The sequence below is a fragment of the Cupriavidus sp. GW823-FHT06D04 genome (assembly GCF_058795055.1).
In genome coordinates this window covers 12,255-33,040 of the sequence record NZ_JBXAHL010000041.1, presented here as the reverse complement: position 1 = coordinate 33,040, position 20,786 = coordinate 12,255, and the positions used below count along the sequence as shown (strand labels likewise).

Below are 20,786 nucleotides of genomic sequence, written 5' to 3'. Positions count from 1 at the left end.
ATTTGCATGGCAGCGAGCGTATCGGCGCGACCTGCCCCTGCCATGCACTGTGCAAATGATGCCGCTAAGGCCGTTTCAGGCCGAAGGTCCTGCCCTGCTCGATTGCCAAAACGCGAATTCGGTAGATCTGCAGGTCAGGAATGAAGTTCCGAGGGCGACGCAACAGCGGTCTTGCAAGACGTCAAGCCGTGGAGCACGAGATCGACGTGCTGCTGAAAAAAATCCGGTGGATCAAGCAGAGGATCGACCGTGATACATGCTCCGATGGTATGGCGGTGCACGCACACCATGATCATGGGCAGCACCAGTGACTGCACGACGACGTCTGGATCCACACGGCGGAACTCACCGCAACCCATTCCTTTCCGCACAACCTCACCGATCAACCGACGACTTGGCTCAACAATCTCGTTAAGCCAAAAATCTACAAGGTCTGGGAAATTTCGAACTTCGGAGATCACAAGCTTGATGATGCCGCCGATCTGGTCGTCGGCGATACGTGACCACCATGTGGCCAGCAACTGCCGAAGCAGGTCGGCATGAGTGCCCCCATATGCGGCGGCCCTTTGGGCGGCCGCGGCAATCTCCGTTGAAAGCCGCCGTGCAATCAGGGTCTTAAGAAGCTCTTCCTTGCTGGCGAAATACAAGTACAGCGTTCCCTTGGACATGCCTGCGCGTTCGGCGATCTCTTCCACACGAGCGGCTGCGAAGCCCTTCTCCACGAACAATGCGAGCGCCGCGTCCAAGATTTCCTTGGGACGGGCTTGCTTTCGTCTGCGGTGAGTCTGTGTCACGTAAGGCCTTTCCCTGAGCGGTTCATTTGTGCCTGGAGTCGAGCGACCCATGCCTGGCATCTACCCGAATTTCGGCGAGCCGAGGTATAGCCCTCGCACGATGCCAGGGGATGCTAGTGTCCTGTCCAATTGATACGTTAGCAAAGTCGATGCAACTTCCCGAGAATCGATTCGGTGGTGGCGGTCCAGCGAAACGGCTGGCAGTTCGCGTTGTACGAGGCTACGAAGTGGTCGATGCGCTGGACCAACTGCTTGACGCTGTTGAACGAGCCATGAGCCCGAGCCATTTCTGGGCCACATCGCTCAGGGACACTCTGCTGCTCATCTCATGCTGCCTTTCGAGGAGTGCTTCCTCTCCTGAGCCTCGTGTTGGCCTCGCCGTGCCCCGGGCTCTTGCTTTAGCCTGGGCTCCATCTCGTAAAGCGATTCTCGAACGCCAGGGAACCGTTCAAGCAGCCGCGCCAGTTTTTCGCGAGCCTCAATGAGTTGCCTATTGAGATACCAACTGCGAGCAAGCGAAAAGACGGCTGCCGCACCAAGAATGACTCGCCCAAGATCGCTTTCAAACAATCGCCACTCCCAATGAGGTTTCAGACCAGGCGATACGCGACTTTGCTCACGTATCAGCGGGACAGAACACTAGCAAGGGGGCTTGCTGGTGGCCCCACCCTGTAGGGGTAGTGAGTAGACAGGGCGGAGGAGGTGCCAGCTTCAATGGCGTGGCTAAGCTCGCGCGCTGGCATCCAATCTGCCGCGCTGCTGTCGGCATCAATGCGAACTTGTTGCAAGCCGTTAGGGGCTTTCACTTCTGGCTTCAGATCATAGTGGCGCGGCGTGGTTGGCTGGCGCCAGCGGCTCAGAACATTGAAAATCGTTGTCAATCTTCGAACAGCCCAAGCTGTCGCGCGCGCGCAAGTGCATGTTTGCGGCTACCGGCGTTGAGCTTGCTGAGCAAGTTCTTCATGTGCCACTTGATCGTGTCTTCGCTCAAATCCATCGCTAGTGCGATTTCCTTATTGCTCAGGTTGCCGCTGAGCAACGACAGAATTTCCCTTTCCTTGGCCGTCAACAAGGCTGTAGCGCGGACCTGCTGCTGTTTCGCAGTGAGCGCAGGGGACGGTTCACTTCGGTCCGGTGCTACTGACGAGCGCACACCGACGACTTCAGCTCGTTCCCCCGCTTCACGCAGTAGCTGTAACATGCCGCCAGCCAGGGCCAGACTCATCCCTTCGGCCCGCACAGCAGATGCGTCTCCAGAGCCTTGGCGCCGTAGCGCTTCAGCGCGAAGGAGGCGAGACTCTACGGCATCCCGCCCGCGCTTCATGCTTGCCGCCAGTGCTGCTGCAGATTCGGCGGCCTCGAGCGCTCCGGCGATGGATGGAGTATTGTCCTTGGCCAGCAAGGCATATGCACGGCCGAGATCGGCGAGCAGGTCTGCCCAGGGTATGAGCGACGTCTCACGGATTTGAGCGCAGTGGTCGCGAAGCAAGGTATCAAGTTGCGCGTTCAGTTCCAATACGGTCTCGGTTCGGCCGCGTCTTGCGTGCAGACGCACCAGCTCAAGCTGCGCAGTCGCTTGAAGACGTGGCATAGCCTGCGCTTGGCCGATGGCGTAAAGCGATTCGAGGAAATCCAGCGCTTGGTCTTGGCGGCCCTCCTGGTCAGCGATGCGTGCCAGTACCGTATAGGCCGAAATCACTGCATCGGGCAGGCCATGCCTTTTCAGCACGGCCAACCGCCCCGCCAACAGCCCAGCGATATCAGCGCTCCGTCCACATTCCCAATTGGCGTGCGCCAGGAGCGCCGCCAATAGGCACGTTACCGGATGGCAACGGCCCAAGCGCTCCTCCGCCCGGATCAGCGCGGGTCGGAGCTCTTGGTGGGCTAAAGCGCATCGGCCTTCCCACAAGTAGCTCAAACCTGTGATGTAGTCGGCGAATGCATAGGATACTGGCGAATACGCCTGCGTCCGATCCAGATTGGCAATGCGGCTCGATTCCAGTCGCGCCTGGTCTGGTTGTCCGCGATACAAAGCGAGAAAGGCCTTGAGGTTGCAATGGACCGGCGTCTCGTCGGGCCGCGCTTCCGGCGGCGGTTCTGGCCACTTCTCAAGAATTGCCGCCAGACGGTCGGTGCGATCCGCAAATATCGCGGCAACGCCAGCGATCAGATTTGCTTCGAACCGCGCCCCGATCGCAAGTTCAGGTTGCGCAAGGATGAGATCGATAAGCGGTTGCGCCTCGGCATGTCGATCGCTCATGGCCAAGGCCCAGGCAACTGGAGCCCAGAATCCGGGGCGTTGCTGGAGTTCATCCGGGCGCAGGCGCTGATACCACGCCAGCACTGCGGCGCTCCTTCCCTGTGCGGTCATTTGATGACTGCTACGTTCGACGAGGGAAATGGCGGTCTCGACATCCCCGGCAATAAAGGCGTGATGCGCTGCTTCCTCGTATAGTCCGTGACCGACATACCAGGCACACGCTCGTTGCGACATCGCAAGTCGCTCCTCCTTAGGCAAATGGTTCAGGCGCTCGCGGAGGATCTCGCGGGCGAGCGGATGCATGCGCATCCAGTCGCTGTCTTCGGCTTGCAGCAATAGCGGCGTCTCGTCTCGTAGTCGTAGCAGTTCCTGCGCAAGGTCGCTGCGCTCGAGCACTGCCGGACACAGGTCGACATGAATCACATCGAAATCCGCCAGCCGTATCAACATATTGATGGCATCGGCTGGTTGTCGGTCGATCACGGCATCTACGAAATAGCGGCGGATGTCGGCCGTCGCAGCCCCGAGCAGTCCTTCAAGATCGCCACCGCGCTTGAGTGCAGCGACCGCCAACTGGACGCCCAAGGGCCAACCTTCAATCAACTCGTGAAGATGCACTCCAGCTTCCACGTCGCCCCCGCTCCCCATCGCGGCAGAAAGCACCGTCAGAGTTTCGTCTGGCCGGAAGCGCAAATCAGAGGCAGTCACATGTGTGACCTTGGCCGTGCTCAGCGTGCCGCTGGCCACCAGTGCGCCCGTTGGCCGCGCGGCCAGTGCAATGTGCAAGTTAGCTGGTGCATTGCCCAGCAGATAGCTCAGGACTTCCCGGCGGGCGGGTGTGGGCAGGAGGTGGGTATCGTCCAGCAGCAATAGCACCTCGACCGATAGTTCCGCTATTTCGGCCAGCCATCCGGTCATGGCTTCCTGAGCGTCATCGCGCGCTTCGATCCACTCCACGACTGGATCTGCAAAACCTAGCTTTCCGCATGTTGACTGGGCCGAACGCGTAAGCCCGCTTACCAGGCGCAGGGGGTCATCGCGACTGTCGAGCGTATACCAGAAGGCGAGGCCTCCCCGTGCCAGCACTTCGCGACGCCATTGATTGAGTTGCGAGGTCTTGCCGAACCCTGCGGGTGCAAGCAGGACCGTCACGTGGGCCCCATCGACTTCGAGGCGACTGAGTTGCAGACGCTCTCGATCCAAAAAGCCACGAACCACGCGCGGCGCAGTGGCCTTGAGCAACAGTGCGGGATCTCGGCTCAACGTGCGGATCGCAGTCTCCTCCAAATCAGATCTTGGTTACCCCGAGACGCGCGCACGCCAAAGTTGCGCGGGGGGGCAGCGAGTGCGCCGCTCTGCAATGGGTCGTCGGGGGGCTCGCAGACCATTAATTGTTTTTTCCGTCCGGCCGGTTGCGACACCGGACATCCCGTTTCCGGCCGGGAGCGACCGAGGGCCTTTATCAGATCTGCGTTAAGAAAAGTATATCTTAGGGCGCGGAAACATAGAAGGGTTGGCCGCCTCCATTCCCACGTGGTCCGGACGCCACTCACTCTTCAAGTTCTTCAACGGGTGATGTCTCAACTCTGGATTGAAGCCACGTACCGCATTCCCTAAGCCGGGATTCCACCATCTGCCGGTCGGCACGCGCGCCAGGCTCGCTGGCAGAAGTGCAGCCCCGCAGTACCTTGTTCCATGGGCGTCCATGCAGCCCCGCGCCGCAGCGCGGACTCGCCCATAGGCTGTCCAAGCCGGTCTGCATAAATGACGTGTTCCGCTCGACGCAAGCAGCCCCGTCGCGCCCCACGCACGCTTTGGAGGAAATTTGGTGCCTCCGTCCGGAACATTGCTGGGGCATTAATCCTCATCCGCCATTGCCGCACCTTCTGCCGCCCACCGAGGACTCTGCCCGCTTTGTGTGCGTGCCAAAGAAGTGTGCCGCTCCCCGCGATTGAAACGTGCCGAACGCGCCAGAGCGCGCTGGTCGCCCCCTTACCACTCTTCTGGGGTGGGGTGTGACAGCCGCGTAAATCGTACCTTTTACTCAGCGTGCCGGATCGGGGCGTCACGGGCTGCGAGCCCTGCCGACTTCTGGAACTCGTCGCCTTGCAGAAAGACGACACCGGTGCGCGAAGGATCGCGCACGGCGTTCGACGGTGAGGTTCTCCTCATAGCCAATCCGTTGACTACGTGACGAAAGCGCGACCAAAAAAAATTGGAGACATATGACCATGCGCCATGAAGTGCCGCTGCCTAAGGTCGGGCTTTCTCGATTCACTTCGACGAAGCCTGTGGCCGCAGTGCAGGCCATCGGCACGGCCAGCCTCCTGGCCACTTTTCCCGCAGTGCACGCTGCGGACGTGTCACCGCCGGAAGAGGCGTCGGACACGCGCGTGACGTGGAACAACACTGCGCGCTATAGCGCCGCGTTTCGAACGCACTCGCAGAATCCAGCGCTCCTGGGAAATGTGAACGCAGATGACGGCGATCGCAACTTCAATCGTGGTCTGATCCCGAACTGCGTCGATTTGCTGAGCGAACTGGATGTGGTCACGTCCAGCGTAGGCTTCCGCCTGAGAGCGCTGGGCCGGTATGACAGTGTCTACAACGAGCGCAACGACAACCCCGGGTTCGTCGGCGGCGCCGTGCCCAACCGGGTGTCCGTCGCGCCCGTTCGGTTCACGGTCACGGCGAAGCGGCTGGACAGATCCGGGCGCTCAGCGCCGAAACCACGGCCAGCGTCGACCAGGGGGCGCTCAGCATCGCCGCGGCGGGAGCATGACCTTGCCGCGCTATCACGGCTGGTCAACCAGTCTCGCGATCGCCTCTTTTCGGCCCAGGGGCTCGCGCACGACCCCTTCCGCACCGACATGCCGCTACATGGCCGCTTCAACCCCCTGGACGCTTTTCCGCGTGTCGATCTGTGACCCGCCGCATGCGGCCTTCAACACCCGTTTCATGGAGAACAAAGCATGAGCAGCAACTACCCTGTGGTCATCTACGGTGCCAGCGGCTACACCGGCCGCCAGGTGGCCGAGTACCTGCGCGACTACCGCGTTCCCTTCATCGCGGCCGGGCGTAACCGCGCCAGGATCGAGGAAGCGATGCGGTTGGTGCCCGGCATCGAGGATTGCAAGTACGAGATCGCCGAGGTCGACCATGATGTGGAGTCGCTGGCCAAGCTGTTCCGCGGCCACCGCGTGGTCTGCAACACGGTGGGGCCGTTCGCACGCCGCGCCAACACCGTCATCGAGGCGGCCCTGAAGGCCGGCATCCACTACCTCGACACGGCGGGCGAGCAGACCCACGTGGCGAAGGTGCGCGAGCGCTGGGACGCCGACTTCCGCAAGGCCGGCCTGCTGGTCGTGCCGTCGATGGCGTACATGTACTCCGTCAGCGAGATCTCGGCGCGCTTCGTCTTGGAGACCGAGGGGATCGACTCGCTCGACATGTTCGAGTATGGCGTGGCGGTGCCGACGCAGAATTCTGCCGAGAGCATCTTCGATTCGCTGATGCGAGACAAGGTGCGCTACCTCGCCGACAACGAGCTGGTCGAGTACGAGGACCTGGACGTGCAGAACGTTCTGCTGCCCTCCGGCGCAGTGGTGACGGGCACCCATTGGGGCGGCACGTCGAACCCGATCTGGTTCCATGGGGATCCGAGGGTGCGCAACTGCAAGATGACCGTCGCGATGTCCAACCCGCAGCTGTACAAGCGGCTCCAGGAGCTGGAGCGAGGCTACAAGGTGCAGCTGCAATGGATTCCGGAAGAACAGCTCGTGCCCTTGATGGACAAGCTGGCCGCGAACATGACGCCCGCGATGCCGCCGCGCGAGTCGCGCCATGTGCATCGGACGCTGGACTGGACGCATGGCCGCGGCACCAACGTGGCCGCCAAGTGCACGATCTACGGGGTCGGGGGCTACTTGCAGACGGCCTGCCTGCAGGCCTATGCCGCGACGCGGCTGGCGCGCGGCCAGAACGACATCGTCGGATTCCGCTCGCCCTGCCAGGCGTTCGGCCATCGCGAGCTGCACGCTGCGTTGCGCACCCACGGACTCTCGAACCTGAAGGTCGAGCGCATCGTCTGAACGCCGCAGCCATCCGAAACACAAGGAGATGAACATGAGTGACCCATTGCTTGCCACCCGTGTCGATGGCGCGGTGATGCGCGTGTCGATCAAGAACCCCCCGGTGAACCTGCTGAACGTCAGCATGGTCAAGGAACTGTTTGGCCTGGTCGGCCGCCTGACGGTCGACCCGTCGATCAAGGTGGTGGTGTTCGATAGCGCGGTGGCCGATTTCTTTATCGCGCACTTCGATGCCGTCGAGTTCGCGACCGCATCGACCGACCCGGCGGCGAAGGGCCGCTACGACGAGATCAACATCCTGCAGTCGCTGACCACCTGCATTGGCAACCTGCCGCAGATCACCATCGCCGAGGTCAACGGAGTGTGCCGCGGCGGCGGTCTCGAGATGATCCTGGGCATGACGATGCGCTTCGCCAGCCAGTCGGCGCGCTTCTGCATTCCCGAGACCAGCCTGGGGTTCCTGCCCTGCGGCGGCGGCATGACGCGGTTGGCGATGATGTGCGGTCCAGCGCGCGCGCTGGAGGTGACACTGAGCGGCCGCGACTTCAGCGGCGAAGAGGCGCAGCAGTACGGCATCGTCAACCGCGCGCTGGCGGACGACGAGCTGCGCGGCTATGTCGACACACTCGCGCGCCGCATCGCGCTGCGCCCGGCGCACGCGATCGCGTTCAACCGCGACGTCATCAAGCGCACGTTCGCGTCAATGGCCGATTCGCTGTTCGAAGGCTTCGCGGCCGAGAACGACGCGATGCGCGCCGCAAGCCAGCAGGATTACCTGCACCGCGCCAATGAAGCCTTGATCAAGCAAGGCCAGACGCGCGAGAGCGAGATCGACTTGCCCGCCACGATCGACCGCATTCTCGCCTCGATGCAGACCCAGTGAACTCGTACCTCGTACCCCTTGAGGAATCGCGCTTCGTGCTGCGCGAACTGGCGGACCTCTTCACTAGCCGGGACGTGCTGGATCGCCGCCTCACTCGGTTCGACCAGGGCATCCCCGCTGGTGCACCGAACACCAGAACGAAGGAACCATCATGCTGATCCTGAAGAAAGACGTGACGCTCCCGGCTGTCAGCCTCACCGGCTTCGAGACCCCGCTGTCCGAAGAGGAGAGCGCCATCCAGCAGACGATGCATCGTTTCGCGAAGGACGTCTTGCGTCCGCTGGGCACCGAGCTCGACAAGATGACGGCCGAACCGGTGGTGGCGCCCGGCTCGCCGTATTACTCGCTGTGGCCGGAGTTCGCCAAGCTGGGCCTCGATCCGGCCGCGATGGCGTCGCTGCCGGCGGAGATGGCGTTGCGCATCGAGTCGATGATCAGCGAGGAGCTCGGCTGGGGCGACAGCGGCCTGGCCGTCTCGATCGGGGCCGGGAGCATGGCCCTTGAGGTGGCGTCCGCCTTGGGCAACCAGGAGTTGCTCGATCTGACCATCGGTCGCATCGGGTGCTGGATCGGCACCAAGCCCGACTTCGGCAGCGACTTCCAGATCTTCGACATGCAGCGTGACTGGCCGGCAGGCGTGCCGGGCAACACGGGCAATCTGTGGGGCCAGGTCGGCAAGGACGAGATCGTCATCAACGGCCAAAGCTCCGCCTGGGTGTCCAACGGCGCGGTGGCGCAGGTGGCCGTCGCCTACATGAGCGCTGACTATGGCGACGGGCGGCATGACAAGCAAGGCCGGCCGTACGGCGTGGCAGCGATCGTTCCGCTCGACCTGCCCGGCGTGTCGCGCGGCAAGCCCCTGGAGAAGATCGGCCAGCGCGCGCTGCCGCAGGGCGAGATCTACTTCGACAACGTGCGCATCCCCAAGCGCTTCGCGATCGCGCTGAAGGACGACTACGACGGCAACTTTGCGTCGGCCTGGTCGAATGCCGGCACGCACATGGCGCACATCTTCACCGGCGTCGCGCGCGCGGCGTTCGAGCATGCGCTGCAGTACTGCCACGAACGCCGGCAAGGGGGGCGGCTGCTGATCGACCACCAGCTGACCCGCTATCGCCTGGGCGACATGCTGCGCCGCATCGAGATGGCGCGCGCCACGGCGCGACGGGTGCAGGCGTTCGCGCGGCTGTCGCCGCAGACTCATCCCTACATCACGGCCTCCGGCAAGGTGACGGCCACCGAAGAAGCGATGAAGGTGGTGCACGAGGCCTTCCAGCTTTTCGGCGGCGTCGGCACCACGCGCGAGTACCCGATCGAGAAGCTGTTCCGCGACGCGCGATCGGCGCTCATCGAGGACGGCGAGAACTACACCTTGACCATGCGCCTGGGCCTGCTGGCCCAGCAGCTGTACGCCGAGGGCTGGTCCAACCCCTGACCCCCGATTTCCGAACTCGCACGACAACATCATGGCAATCATCGACTTCTTCGACCGTGGCTGGCGCTTGAACCCGGCCGGCGCCGCCTACATCCAGGACGAGCGGGCCTACACGTACAACGAGGTGGGCGCGCTGTCCTGCCGCATCGCCAACAAGCTCCTGGCACTCGGCCTGCCGAAGCAAGCCAAGGGCGCGGTCTGGTCGGGCAACGACGTCACCGCGTGGACTTGCACGCTGGGCCTGTGGCGCGCCAACAAGGTGTGGATCCCGGTGAATCCCCGCAGCTCGGCGGAGGACAACCGCTACATCATCGACACCTTCGACTGCGAGATCCTGTTCTTTCAGAACGCCTATGCGCCCGTGGTGGACTCGTTGCGCGGCACCCTGACGAAGGTCAAGCACTGGGTTTGCATCGACGCCGATCTCCCTTGGGCGCCGTCATTGGATTCCTGGCTCGCGGACGCCTCGGCGGCCATGCCGCTCGTCCCCTACGAGATGGACGACGTGGTCATGCTGACGCCGACGGGCGGCACGACCGGCACGCCCAAGGGCGTGATGAACACGCACCGCAGTCTGCAGACCTTCGTCGGCTTCTCGCTGATGATGTGCCCCTACCGGGACGGCGCGCGGCCGGTGAACCTGACGATGGCGCCGATGACGCATGCGGCCGGCATGTTGTCGGTGCCCTGCACTGCGCAAGGCGGCACGGTGGTGGTGCTCACCAAGCCCGATCCCGCCGCGCTGATCGAGAACGTGGCCCGGCACCGGGTGACAGAGTTCTTCCTGCCACCCACGGTGATCTACCGGCTGCTGGAGATGCCCGGCATCGCCGAAGCCGACTTCTCGTCGATGAAGTACCTGATGTATGGCGCGGCGCCGATGTCGGTGGAGAAACTCAAGAAGGCCATCGAGATCTTCGGGCCGATCATGATGGGCGGCTACGGCCAGACCGAAGCGCCGGCTGGCATCTCCATCCTGCGGCCAGACGATCACGTGGTGGGCGGGGAGTTGGCGTCCGACGAGCGCCTGTCGTCGGTGGGGCACACCAACCCCCTGGTGCGGGTCGAGATCATGGACGACGACGGGCGGATCCTGCCTGACGGCGAGACCGGCGAGATCTGCGTGCGCGGCGACATCGTGATGAAGGGTTATTACAAGGATCCCGAGAAGACCGCCGAGACCATCGTCGACGGCTGGTTGCACACCGGCGACATCGGCCACTTCGATGGCGAGCACCGGCTGCACATCACCGACCGCAAGAAGGACATGATCATCACGGGCGGCTTCAACGTCTACCCGAGCCAGGTCGAGCAGGTGCTGTGGTCGCACCCCGCGGTGCAGGACTGCGCCGTGATCGGCGTGCCCGACGAGAAGTGGGGCGAGGCCGTCAAGGCGGTCGTCGAGCTGAACCCCGGCCAGAGCGTCGGTGCCGACGAACTGATCGCGCTCTGCAAAGAGCGCCTGGGCAGCGTGATGGCGCCGAAGTCGGTGGACTTCATCGCATCGTTGCCCCGCAGTCTTGCCGGCAAGGTGCTCAAGAAGAACCTGCGCCAGCAGTTCTGGCAGCAGGCCCAACGCAAGATCTGAATCCAAAGGAACTCTCGACATGAGTGACATCCACATTGCCGGTATTTCGTATAGCGGAGGGTGCGCCTGCGAGGCGATTCGCTACGAGTGCTCGGCCGAGCCGTTTTTCTCGTTGAACTGCCATTGCAGCGTCTGTCAGCGCTACACCGGCACCGCGTATTCGTCGGTGCGCATCGTGCCCGCCGCGGCGTTCCGCTTGGTGCGTGGCGAGCTGCGCTATCACACCTCCACCAGCAACGCCGGCCATGCCGTGTCGCGCGGCTTCTGCACTAACTGCGGCTCGCAGGTGCTCGGCAGGATCGCCGAGAAGCCCGAGGTCGTGCTGATCTCGGCCGGCACGCTGGATGACGCCAGCCTGTATCCGCCCACCATGGACCTCTTCACCAGCCGTGCCCAGCCGTGGGACGTGATGGACCCCCGTCTTGCGAAGTTCGAACAAGGCATCCCCGCTGGTGCACCGAACACCTGAACGAAGGAACCATCATGCTGATCCTGAAGAAAGACCTGACGCTCCCGGCTGTCAGTCTCACCGGCTTCGAGACCCCGCTGTCCGAAGAGGAGAGCGCCATCCAGAAGACGATGCATCGTTTCGCGAAGGACGTCTTGCGTCCGCTGGGCACCGAGCTCGACAAGATGACGGCCGAACAGGTCGTCGCCCCTGGATCACCCTTTTACTCCATGTTTTCGGAGTTCGCGAAGCTCGGCGTGGATCCCGCGCTGTTCGCGTCGCTGCCCCCGGAGACGGGCTTGCGCATGGAGTCAATGATCGCCGAGGAGCTTGGATGGGGCGACAGCGGACTGGCTCTGTCGCTGGGCATCGCCAGTTTTCCCATGCAAGTGGCACTTGCGGTGGGAAAGCAGGAACTCGCCGAACTGTGCGCCGGTCGCATCGGCTGCTGGATCGGAACGCAGCCCGACCGTGGCAGTGACTTCCAGGTCTTCGACATGGAGCGGGACTGGCCACAAGGAATGCCGGGCAATCAGGGCAGCCTGTGGGCCAAGGTAGGCGACGACGAAATCGTAATCAACGGGCAAAGCTCGGCGTGGGTGTCCAACGGCGCTGTTGCGCAAGTGGCGATCGCCTATATGGGCGCGGACTATGGCGATGGACGGCTCGATGAGAACGGCCGGCCGCACGGTGTCGGGGTCATCATCCCTCTCGACCTTCCCGGGGTCTCGCGCGGCAAGCCGCTCGAAAAAATCGGCCTGCGCGCGCTTCCTCAAGGGGAAATCTACTTTGACAACGTTCGTGTGCCGAAACGCTTCGCCGTCGCGTTGAAAGACGAGTACTACGGCAACTTTGCTTCGGTGTGGACTTACGCCGGAGCGCACACGTCGCCGATATTCGTAGGCCTCGCCCGCGCGGCCTTCGAGATGGCGCTGCAGTACTGCCATGAACGTAAACAGGGCGGAAGGCTGCTGATCGATCATCAGCTGACCCGTTATCGTCTCGGCGACATGCTGCGCCGGATTGAACTGGCCCGCGCGACGTCTCGGCGCTCCCTCGCGTTTGCACGCCTTTCGGAGCGGGCCCACCCCTATGTCACCGCATCCAACAAAGTGACGGTGACCGAAGAAGCGATGAAAGTGGCGCATGAGGCGTTCCAGCTTTTCGGGGGGGTAGGGACTACACGCGAATATCCGATAGAGAAGCTGTTCCGCGACGCCCGCCCCTCGCTTATCGGCGATGGCGAAAGCTACACGGTGATCATGCGGCTTGGGCTTCTTTGTCAGCAGCTCTATGCGGAGGGTTGGTCCAATCCCTGATCCGGGGTGCTCAAGAAGGACCTGCGCCAGCAGTTCTGGCAGCAGGCCTAACGCAAGATCTGAATCCAAAGGAACTCTCGACATGAGTGACATCTACGTTGCCGGCATTGCGATGACCGTCTTCGGGCGACACTTGGAGCGCTCGCTGGACAACCTAGCCAAGGAGGCGCTGGATAGCGCCCTGAAGGACGCGGGCTGCCAGGCCAGCGACATCGGCACCGCCTTCTACGCGGGTGCGACCAACGGTTATCTGCAGGGTCAGATCCTGGTGCCCGGGCAGGTCGTGTTCGGCAAGATCGGCATCACGGGGATCCCGACCTTCAACGTCGAGGCTGCCTGTGCTTCCGGCAGCATGGCCTTCCACTTGGCGATCCAATCGCTGCGCGCCGGCAGCACCGACGTGGCGCTGGCGCTCGGCGTCGAGAAGCTGAACATCCCTGACAAGGCCAAGATGTTCACCGTCTTCCAGGGCGGCTGGGACGTGAGCCGCGCCGAGCAGAACCTGGCCGACATGCTGTCGCTGGGCGCCGGCGTAGAAGTGCCGCCGGGCTCCGAGTCGGACAAGCCGTACAGCGAAGTGATGCAGGTCTATGCATCGATGTGCCGCTACTACATGAAGACCTACGGCATCACGCAGCGCCAGGTGGCCGCCGTCTGCGCGAAGAACCACAACCACTCGGTACACAACCCGTTCTCGCAGATCCGCAAGCCCTACACGATCGACGAGGTGCTGGCCGCGCCGCCGATCACCTACCCGCTGACGCTGCCGATGTGCGCGCCAGTGTCCGATGGCGCTGCGGCGGCCATCCTCTGCACGGAGGAGGGCCTCAAGCGCATCGGAGCAGACCCCCGCCGCTGCATCAAGGTGGCCGCCAGCGTGATGCGCAGCTTCACGCACCGCCGCATTGACCAGATCGAACTGGCCGCGGGCCGCCTGGCAGCGCAGCAGGCCTATGAGATCGCCGGCGTCGGCCCTGACGATATCGACGTGGCCGAAGTGCACGACGCCTCGGCGATGGGCGAAATCATCCAGGTCGAAAACCTGCAGTTCGTGGCCCCCGGTGAAGGCGGCCCGGCGGCCGAGCGCGGCGAGTTCACGCTCGGCGGCCGACTGCCGGTCAACCCGTCGGGCGGCCTCGAGTCCAAGGGCCACCCGCTCAGCGCCACCGGCATCGGCCAGCTCTTTGAACTGGTGACGCAGCTGCGCGGCGAGGCCGGCGCACGCCAGGTGGAAGGCGCCCGCATCGCGCTGCAGGAAAACGGCGGCGGCCTGGCGGGGGTGGAAGAAGCCGTCGTGGCCGTCAACATCCTGAGCAAGGCGTCATGAGCTCCGCCTCCATTTCACGCCGATCGCTGCAGGGCTGTTCGAAGTCTGCTGATCAGGCAGATCGACGTCCTCTCAGGAACGTGTGAAGGCGATGTCAATGACAGACAGAAAGGAGACAAGCGTGAAGTTGAATAACAAGGTAGCTCTGGTCACCGGAGCCGGCTCGGGCATCGGCCGCGCCACGGCATTGCGTTTGGCGGCCGAAGGCGCAAGCGTCGTCGTCGCCGACGTGCAACGCGCCAGCGCCGAGCAGACCGCGGCGCTGCTGCGCGAGCAGGGCGGGCGCGCCAGCGTCGAGGCGTTCGACGTGGCCGACGACGCCGGCTGGGCCGCCGCGATCGCGCGTTCGGAGCAGGCCTTCGGTGCTATCCACATCGTCTGCAACATCGCCGGCATCACGACGCCGGTCGACTTCGAGGAGCTGTCGCTGGAGAAGTGGAACCGCGAGATGTCGGTGAACCTCACCGGCGTGTTCCTCGGCTGCCAGCACGGCGTGCGTGCCATCCGACGCAGTGGGCAGGCGGGCGCCATCGTCAACCTGGGCTCGGTGGCGGGGCTGCGCGGCGTGCCGAGCACGGTGGGCTACTGCGCAAGCAAGGGCGGCGTCAGGACACTGACGCAGGCCGTGGCCATGCACTGCGCCGAGAAGGGCTACCCGATCCGCTGCAACGCCGTCCATCCGTCGTATGTCGACACCGCGATGTTCGACCCGCACATGCCGCTGTTCGGCGATCGCGAGACCATGCTCAACGCGTTCGCGCAGCAGATCCCGCTGGGACGCGTGGCGACGCCCGATGACATCGCTCGCGCCGTCGTGTTCCTCGCGAGCGACGACAGCGCAATGGTCACCGGCACCGAGCTGATCGTCGATGGCGGGCACACCGCCCGACTTCCCACTCACTTTTGATCACGGTATGAGCATGGGCACGACCGCAGAAGATACAGGCCGCGTGGCCGGCAAGACGGTACTCATCACGGGCGTTTCCACCGGCATCGGCTTTGCCATCGCCGAAGACCTGATGCAGCGCGGCTACCTCGTCTGCGGGGCCGTGCGCCGGCTCGCCGATGCCGACGGGCTGGTGACGCGCTGGGGCCAGGCCTTCGTGCCGCTGGTGTTCGACGTGACCGACCGGACTGCGCTGAACCAGGCGGTGACTCAGGTCGACGAGGTGCTGGGCGGCCGCTACCTGGCGGCGCTAATCAACAACGCCGGCATCGGCCCGTCCGCCCCGTTGCTGATGCAGCAGGAGGAAGAGATTCGCAAGATCTTCGACGTCAACGTCTTCGGGCTGCTGGCGGTGACCCGCGCCTTCCTGCCAGTACTGGGCGCGCGTGGCGGCGGCACCGGGCCGAAGGGGCGAGTCATCAACATGGGGTCGGTGTCCGGCGTGATGACGCTGCCGTTCATGGGGGCGTACTCGTCCTCCAAGCATGCGGTCGAGGCGGTGGGCCAGGCCTTGCGGCGGGAGCTCAAGTTCATGGGCATCGACGTCACCACCATCGAGCCCGGCTTCATCCGCACCGCGATGTTCGAGAAGACCCGCACCGAGCTGAAGAACGACCGTTATGCGAACAGCGACTACGGGCCGATGTGGCAGCGCTTCACCGCGATGCTGATGCAGCAGGAGAGTAAGGCTGCGCCGATGTCCGTCGTTCTGGAGGCCGTGCGGCACGCCCTTGAGTCGACACGGCCGCGCATCCGCTATCCGCTCGACAAGGCGTGGCACATCGGGCGCTGGATGCCCGATCGCGCCTTCGACAAGGCCCTTTTCAGGATGCTCGGCGTGAACGCCAAGTGACGGCGAGCAGATACTGACAACTACAAAGGAGATAGACATGACCCAGCCCATCAACCGCCAATGGCTCATGGGCCGACGCCCCGTCGGTGACCTGACCCCGAAGGACTTTCAGTACAACGAAGGCCCGGTGCCCGAACCGGGCGACGGCGAAGTGCTGCTGCGCACGCTGTACTTCGGCTTCGACTCGACCCAGCGGCTCTGGATGACCGAGGACGGCGGCTACCTGCCGCCGCAGGCCCCCGGCACGCCGGTGCGCACGATGGGCATCGGCCAGGTCGTCAATTCGCGCCACCCCGACTACAAGGCCGGCGACCTGGTCGACGGCTTCATGAGCTGGGAGGACTACGTGGTGGTGCGGCCGGGCGGCCCGATGCCGCTGCGAGTGCTGCCCAAGGCGAACTATCCGTTGTCGTGGAACCTGGGCATGTTTGGCGTGGGTGGCCTGACGGCCTACTTCGGCACGGTGGATCAGCTGCGCGTGCAGCCGGGTGACACGGTGGTGGTCTCGGCCGCCACCGGGGCCACCGGCCACGTGGTCGGCGGCATTGCCAAGGCCCTGGGCGCGAAGAAGGTGATCGGCTTTGCCGGTGACGACGATAAGTGCCGCTGGATCGTCGAGAGCGGTCACTACGACGCGGCGATCAACTACAAGACGGACGACATCCCCGCGCGGCTGCGCGAACTGTGCCCGGACGGCGTCGATGCGTACTACGACAATGCCGGTGGCGACATCCTCGACGAGATGTTCCTGCACATGAAGCAGCGCGGGCGCATAGTCATCTGCGGCGCGATGTCGCAGGGCTACGCGGACCTGAATTTCCAGGGGCCGAAGAACTACGGCAAGATCGTCACGCAGCTGCTGCGTGTCGAAGGCGTGCACCTGTTCTACTTCGCTGACCGGCTGGACCAGGGCGCAAAGCAGCTCGCCGAGTGGGTGCAGCAGGGCAAGCTGCGCGTCGAGGAGGACGTGCACGAAGGCTTCGAGAAAGCCCCTGCCCTCCTGATGTCGGTCTTCACGGGCAAGGAGCCGGGCAAGCTCATCCTGAAGGTGGGCGACCCGGTATGAAGCACGAGGGCGTCGGGGAGCGAGTCTGTATGGTGCTGCTGATCCTGGTTATCTCAGCCGGAGTGTTCGTTTTCGCCTCCATCGTCGGCCGCATGCCTTGGTCGCTTCTCGGCCGCACGATGTGAATCAGCAATGAAAGAAGTCATTCACACGATAAAGGTGGAGTTCGCAGACTGCGACCGGAGCGGACGACAGGTGTCATCGGCACCCCTCTGGTCGACACCCGCGCCAGGTTCTTGAATGCCGCCCTGAATTACGCACGCGATATTCAGCCTGCCTCGTGCTGGGCTGTTCCGCCCCTAGCGAATGTATGCCGCTGTCCCTGCGAGATTGCCGAAGTCGACGGCTCGGCCTGATTTGAACGGCTAGCCCCAGAAATGGAAACGACCCTGCTTTGATCATGAAGCATCAAAAAACAACTACTACATGGAGACAGGAGACAACGATGGAGCGGTGGAGACATGTCCAGGCAGCGAGCCTGGGCAATTCGATTTTGATTACGACAGCCGGAATCGTGCACATGAACCTGCGACCGCAGGCCGCCACGAAGAAGGCTAATCAGAATAGGAAGAGACGCGCGATGGAAGTACCGCTGAAGAACGGCAAGTCAGGGCGTCGGAGCAGCCCGGCCAGCAATGTGCGGCTGATGGCCGGCGCGCTTGGGATGGTGGGGACGCTTTCGGCCGCCCACGCGTTCGAGATCGACACCAGCAACCCGGAGCTCAAGCTGCGTTGGGATAACACGGTGAAGTACAGCACCGCCTTCCGCGTGAACGGCCTGGATACGGAAGTGTCCGGCCCCAGCGTTTCCAACCCAAATCCGAACCTGGACGATGGGGACCGGAATTTCCATCGAGGCATGATCTCCAACCGCCTTGACCTGCTCTCTGAGTTCGACCTCAAGTATCAAGACTTCGGTGCCCGTGTCAGCGCGGCGGCGTGGTACGACTCGATCTACAACCGTTCCAACGCCAACAACTCTCCGGCGACGGCGAATTCATTCTCGGTGCCGAACGACCACTTCACCAGCGGCACTGAAAAACTGCACGGGCGCAAGGCCGAGCTTCTCGACAGCTTCGTGTTCGGCAAGTTCACGCCGGGCGACACGGCGCTCAATCTGCGCGCCGGACGTTTCACGCAACTGTACGGCGAGAGCGTGTTTTTCGGCGGCAACGGGATCGCGGCGGCGCAGGCCTCGCCGGACATCGTCAAGCTGCTGTCCGTGCCGAATTCGCAGTTCAAGGAAATCCTCCTGCCGACGGGGCAGGTCTCGGCGAATTGGCAGTTCACGCCCCAGCTCTCCGCTGGTGCCTATTACCAATATCAGTGGCGCAAGGCCCGCCTGCCGGGCGCCGGCAGTTACTTCAGTTTCGCGGACTTCGCCGATGCCGGCGGCGAGCGCGTCCTAGCGGGCCCGCCTCTGATGCCGGGCGGTGGCCCGGCGGCGTTTTTCCGAGGCGATGATCTGAGCGCGCGCAATTCCGGCCAGGGTGGAGGAGAAGTCAAGTTCAAGGTGGGTGACACGGAATACGGGGTGTACGCTGCGCGCTTTCACGACCGGTTCCCGCAGTTCTACCTCCGGCCTGGCGTGGGCGGCTTCAATCCCGTGACAGGGCGCATCGGCGACTACGCGCTCGTCTACGGGCAGGATATCAAGACCTATGGCGCGAGCTTCAGCACCGTCGTCGGCGATACCAATGTGGCGGGTGAAGTCTCGATTCGGCGCAATATGCCGTTGGCGGCCACCGGCAACGTGGTCATCGACCCGACCGGCACCGGAGACGGGCGGAGCAACCCGCTGTACCCGGTCGGCAACACGTTGCACGCCCAGTTGTCAGCCATTGCCTTGTTTCCAGCCAGCCCTCTGTGGCAAACCGCCTCGCTCGTGAGCGAACTCGCCTTCAACCGGCGGCTGAGCATCACCAAGAACGCGACGCAGCTCGACCCCAATGTCACGCGCGACGCCAGCGCATTGCGTTTCATCCTCGAGCCCGAGTACTTCCAGGTATTGCCGGGGCTCGACCTCAAAGTGCCGGTCGGCGTCGGCTACGGCCTCTCCGGCATCTCCTCGGTCAATGGCGCCGGATTGCCTGCTCGCCGCACAGGCGACATCAACATCGGGCTCAAAGGCGAGTATCAGCACGTCTGGAATGCGTCGCTCACCTACACGCACTTCTACGGCAAGGGCGGAGGGGTGATCAATGGATTGGGGCAGCTCTCGGGAAACCAGGTCTACAAGGACCGCGACTTCGTAGCCCTTTCGGTGCAACGCACTTTCTGATCGGCGGATTCCAGATTCGAATCAAGGAGACACACATGGCTGTGAACCATCTTAACTATCGGGCGTTGTTGTGCACGGCGATTGCCGTGGCAGTGGTGGGAACTCGCTTGGCCAGCGCGGCTGTGAGCGCTGACGAAGCCGGCAACCTCAAGACGACGCTGACCCCGCTCGGCGCGGAAAAGGCGGGCAACAAAGACGGCACGATTCCAGCGTGGGATGGCGGCATCACCAGCGCGGTTTCGGGGCCCAAAGTCGGCGACGTTCCGGCGGCTCTGTTCGCCAACGAAAAGCCAGTGCTGCAGATCTCGGCGAAAAACATGGCCCAATATGCCGACAAACTTAGCGACGGCACGCAGGCATTGATGAAGAAGTACCCGGACACGTTCCGCATTGATGTGTATCCGACGCATCGCACTGCTGCCGCGCCTGCCTGGGTCTACGAGAACACGCTCAAGAACGCAAGTCGCTGTGAATTGACCGCCAACGGCAATGCCATCAAGAACTGCTATGGCGGCGTCCCGTTCCCGATCCCGAAAGACGGCGCAGAGCTGATCTGGAATCATCTGTTGCGTGTAGCGCCGGAGGCGGCCGAGTACGGCCTCAAGTGCATCGTCGGCGCGTCGGACGGCTCGCGCACCTTGGCATGCCGCGGTGTCAACAATTGGAATTACCCCTATTACTACAAGAATGGCACCGCGGAAAAATGGACGGGCCAATATTACCTGCAGCGGTACACGAATACCGAACCGCCCTACAAGTCGGGCGAGACGCTGGTGAGCCATCACCGGATCGATCCGAGCGAACCGACGCAGAGCTGGCAGTACCTGGTCGGGCAGCGGCGCGTGCGGCGCGCGCCGACCGTGGGTTATGACACGCCTAACTTCATCTCATCGGGGGTCGATTATTTCGACGAAACCGACGGCTTCATGGGCGGTACCGACCGCTATCAGTGGAAGCTCATTGGCAAAAAGGAGATGTACATCCCCTATAACGACAACGGATTCGTGACGGCCAGCGTGGACGATGCGTTTGCCAAGCATCACCTAAATCCCGACAAGTTGCGTTGGGAGCTGCACCGGGTATGGGTGGTCGAGGCCACGGTCGCTCCCGGCAAGCGCCACGCCGTGCCTAAACGCCTGTTCTACTTCGACGAGGACTCCTGGGCCGCCGTGCTGATCGACGGGTACGACTCCCAGGGCAAGCTGTGGCGCACATTGCAGGTCGCCCCGTTCGTGGTGCCGACGGTTCCAGCGGTGGTCACTGTACCCGCGGCCGTCTTTAACCTTCAGGCCGGGACCCTGGTTGGTGTGCAGTTCCTGAACGGCGAGACGTACAGGGTCGTAGCGCGCAAGCCGGACAATTTCTACACCGGCGAGGCTGCGGCGGCCGACGCCGCTCGTTAAAGGTCGCAACAACGAAGGGCGGCGCGCCACCGTGCGGTGGCGGACCGCCTGGCCGCCAGGCGGCATGTCGCGCTTTACCTCAACGATTTCCA

At 63.4% G+C, this 20,786-nt stretch carries 15 protein-coding genes and 1 pseudogene; 13 read left to right on the top strand and 3 right to left on the bottom strand.

The window, feature by feature from the left end; genetic code table 11:
• Nucleotides 1–134 precede the first annotated feature (134 nt).
• The 3 genes and pseudogenes from AC1Q7H_RS33185 to AC1Q7H_RS33175 all read right to left on the bottom strand — a co-directional run bounded on the left by AC1Q7H_RS33185 (nt 135) and on the right by AC1Q7H_RS33175 (nt 4,317).
• Complete coding sequence (locus AC1Q7H_RS33185; protein WP_492382174.1) at nt 135–746, bottom strand: TetR/AcrR family transcriptional regulator; 612 nt, start codon at nt 744–746, stop codon at nt 135–137.
• 185 nt (nt 747–931) lie between these two features.
• Nucleotides 932–1,072 (bottom strand): annotated as a pseudogene (locus tag AC1Q7H_RS33180) (IS630 family transposase); the annotation flags it as partial.
• 599 nt (nt 1,073–1,671) lie between these two features.
• Complete coding sequence (locus AC1Q7H_RS33175) at nt 1,672–4,317, bottom strand: LuxR C-terminal-related transcriptional regulator (protein WP_492382173.1); 2,646 nt, start codon at nt 4,315–4,317, stop codon at nt 1,672–1,674.
• A 962-nt stretch (nt 4,318–5,279) separates the two neighbouring features.
• On the opposite strand from AC1Q7H_RS33175, the gene AC1Q7H_RS33170 reads away from it, so the two are divergent.
• The 13 genes from AC1Q7H_RS33170 (at nt 5,280) to AC1Q7H_RS33110 (ending at nt 20,694) form a co-directional block, all read left to right on the top strand.
• Complete coding sequence (locus AC1Q7H_RS33170) at nt 5,280–5,981, top strand: DUF1302 family protein (protein ID WP_492382172.1); 702 nt, start codon at nt 5,280–5,282, stop codon at nt 5,979–5,981.
• Nucleotides 5,982–6,026: 45 nt separating this feature from the next.
• Nucleotides 6,027–7,145 carry a saccharopine dehydrogenase family protein gene (locus AC1Q7H_RS33165; protein ID WP_492382171.1) on the top strand — a complete coding sequence of 373 codons (1,119 nt, stop codon included), beginning with the start codon at nt 6,027–6,029 and terminating at the stop codon, nt 7,143–7,145.
• A gap of 34 nt (nt 7,146–7,179) precedes the next feature.
• The gene (locus AC1Q7H_RS33160; RefSeq protein WP_228772535.1) at nt 7,180–8,028 is read left to right on the top strand and encodes an enoyl-CoA hydratase/isomerase family protein; all 849 of its coding nucleotides are present in this window, start codon (nt 7,180–7,182) and stop codon (nt 8,026–8,028) included.
• 151 nt (nt 8,029–8,179) lie between these two features.
• On the top strand, nt 8,180–9,463 hold the full coding sequence (locus tag AC1Q7H_RS33155) for an acyl-CoA dehydrogenase family protein (protein WP_492382170.1): 1,284 nt from the start codon (nt 8,180–8,182) through the stop codon (nt 9,461–9,463).
• Between the two features lie 31 nt (nt 9,464–9,494).
• On the top strand, nt 9,495–11,051 hold the full coding sequence (locus tag AC1Q7H_RS33150; protein ID WP_492382169.1) for an AMP-binding protein: 1,557 nt from the start codon (nt 9,495–9,497) through the stop codon (nt 11,049–11,051).
• 19 nt (nt 11,052–11,070) lie between these two features.
• Nucleotides 11,071–11,520 (top strand): GFA family protein, encoded by a 450-nt coding sequence (locus tag AC1Q7H_RS33145; RefSeq protein ID WP_153955194.1) that lies wholly within the window; start codon nt 11,071–11,073, stop codon nt 11,518–11,520.
• Nucleotides 11,521–11,534: 14 nt separating this feature from the next.
• On the top strand, nt 11,535–12,818 hold the full coding sequence (locus tag AC1Q7H_RS33140; RefSeq protein WP_492382168.1) for an acyl-CoA dehydrogenase family protein: 1,284 nt from the start codon (nt 11,535–11,537) through the stop codon (nt 12,816–12,818).
• Nucleotides 12,819–12,900: 82 nt separating this feature from the next.
• A complete protein-coding gene (locus tag AC1Q7H_RS33135) occupies nt 12,901–14,145 on the top strand; it encodes a thiolase family protein (RefSeq protein ID WP_492382167.1) in 1,245 nt (414 codons plus the stop codon).
• Nucleotides 14,146–14,266: 121 nt separating this feature from the next.
• Nucleotides 14,267–15,052 (top strand): SDR family NAD(P)-dependent oxidoreductase, encoded by a 786-nt coding sequence (locus AC1Q7H_RS33130; protein WP_249678763.1) that lies wholly within the window; start codon nt 14,267–14,269, stop codon nt 15,050–15,052.
• A gap of 13 nt (nt 15,053–15,065) precedes the next feature.
• Entirely contained in the window at nt 15,066–15,944 is an 879-nt protein-coding gene (locus tag AC1Q7H_RS33125; RefSeq protein ID WP_492382166.1) for an SDR family NAD(P)-dependent oxidoreductase, read from the top strand.
• Nucleotides 15,945–15,981: 37 nt separating this feature from the next.
• On the top strand, nt 15,982–17,010 hold the full coding sequence (locus AC1Q7H_RS33120; RefSeq protein ID WP_492382165.1) for an NADP-dependent oxidoreductase: 1,029 nt from the start codon (nt 15,982–15,984) through the stop codon (nt 17,008–17,010).
• A 580-nt stretch (nt 17,011–17,590) separates the two neighbouring features.
• Entirely contained in the window at nt 17,591–19,291 is a 1,701-nt protein-coding gene (locus AC1Q7H_RS33115; protein WP_492382164.1) for a DUF1302 domain-containing protein, read from the top strand.
• A gap of 35 nt (nt 19,292–19,326) precedes the next feature.
• Nucleotides 19,327–20,694, top strand: coding sequence for a DUF1329 domain-containing protein (locus tag AC1Q7H_RS33110; RefSeq protein WP_153955200.1), 1,368 nt, complete (start codon nt 19,327–19,329; stop codon nt 20,692–20,694).
• The last annotated feature ends 92 nt before the right edge of the window (nt 20,695–20,786 follow it).

Coding starts and splice junctions, on each gene's coding strand:
- AC1Q7H_RS33170 (WP_492382172.1), top strand. CDS start 5,280: ATGACCATGCGCCATGAAGTGCCGCTGCCTAAGGTCGGGCTTTCTCGA.
- AC1Q7H_RS33165 (WP_492382171.1), top strand. CDS start 6,027: ATGAGCAGCAACTACCCTGTGGTCATCTACGGTGCCAGCGGCTACACC.
- AC1Q7H_RS33160 (WP_228772535.1), top strand. CDS start 7,180: ATGAGTGACCCATTGCTTGCCACCCGTGTCGATGGCGCGGTGATGCGC.
- AC1Q7H_RS33155 (WP_492382170.1), top strand. CDS start 8,180: ATGCTGATCCTGAAGAAAGACGTGACGCTCCCGGCTGTCAGCCTCACC.
- AC1Q7H_RS33150 (WP_492382169.1), top strand. CDS start 9,495: ATGGCAATCATCGACTTCTTCGACCGTGGCTGGCGCTTGAACCCGGCC.
- AC1Q7H_RS33145 (WP_153955194.1), top strand. CDS start 11,071: ATGAGTGACATCCACATTGCCGGTATTTCGTATAGCGGAGGGTGCGCC.
- AC1Q7H_RS33140 (WP_492382168.1), top strand. CDS start 11,535: ATGCTGATCCTGAAGAAAGACCTGACGCTCCCGGCTGTCAGTCTCACC.
- AC1Q7H_RS33135 (WP_492382167.1), top strand. CDS start 12,901: ATGAGTGACATCTACGTTGCCGGCATTGCGATGACCGTCTTCGGGCGA.
- AC1Q7H_RS33125 (WP_492382166.1), top strand. CDS start 15,066: ATGGGCACGACCGCAGAAGATACAGGCCGCGTGGCCGGCAAGACGGTA.
- AC1Q7H_RS33120 (WP_492382165.1), top strand. CDS start 15,982: ATGACCCAGCCCATCAACCGCCAATGGCTCATGGGCCGACGCCCCGTC.
- AC1Q7H_RS33115 (WP_492382164.1), top strand. CDS start 17,591: ATGGAAGTACCGCTGAAGAACGGCAAGTCAGGGCGTCGGAGCAGCCCG.
- AC1Q7H_RS33110 (WP_153955200.1), top strand. CDS start 19,327: ATGGCTGTGAACCATCTTAACTATCGGGCGTTGTTGTGCACGGCGATT.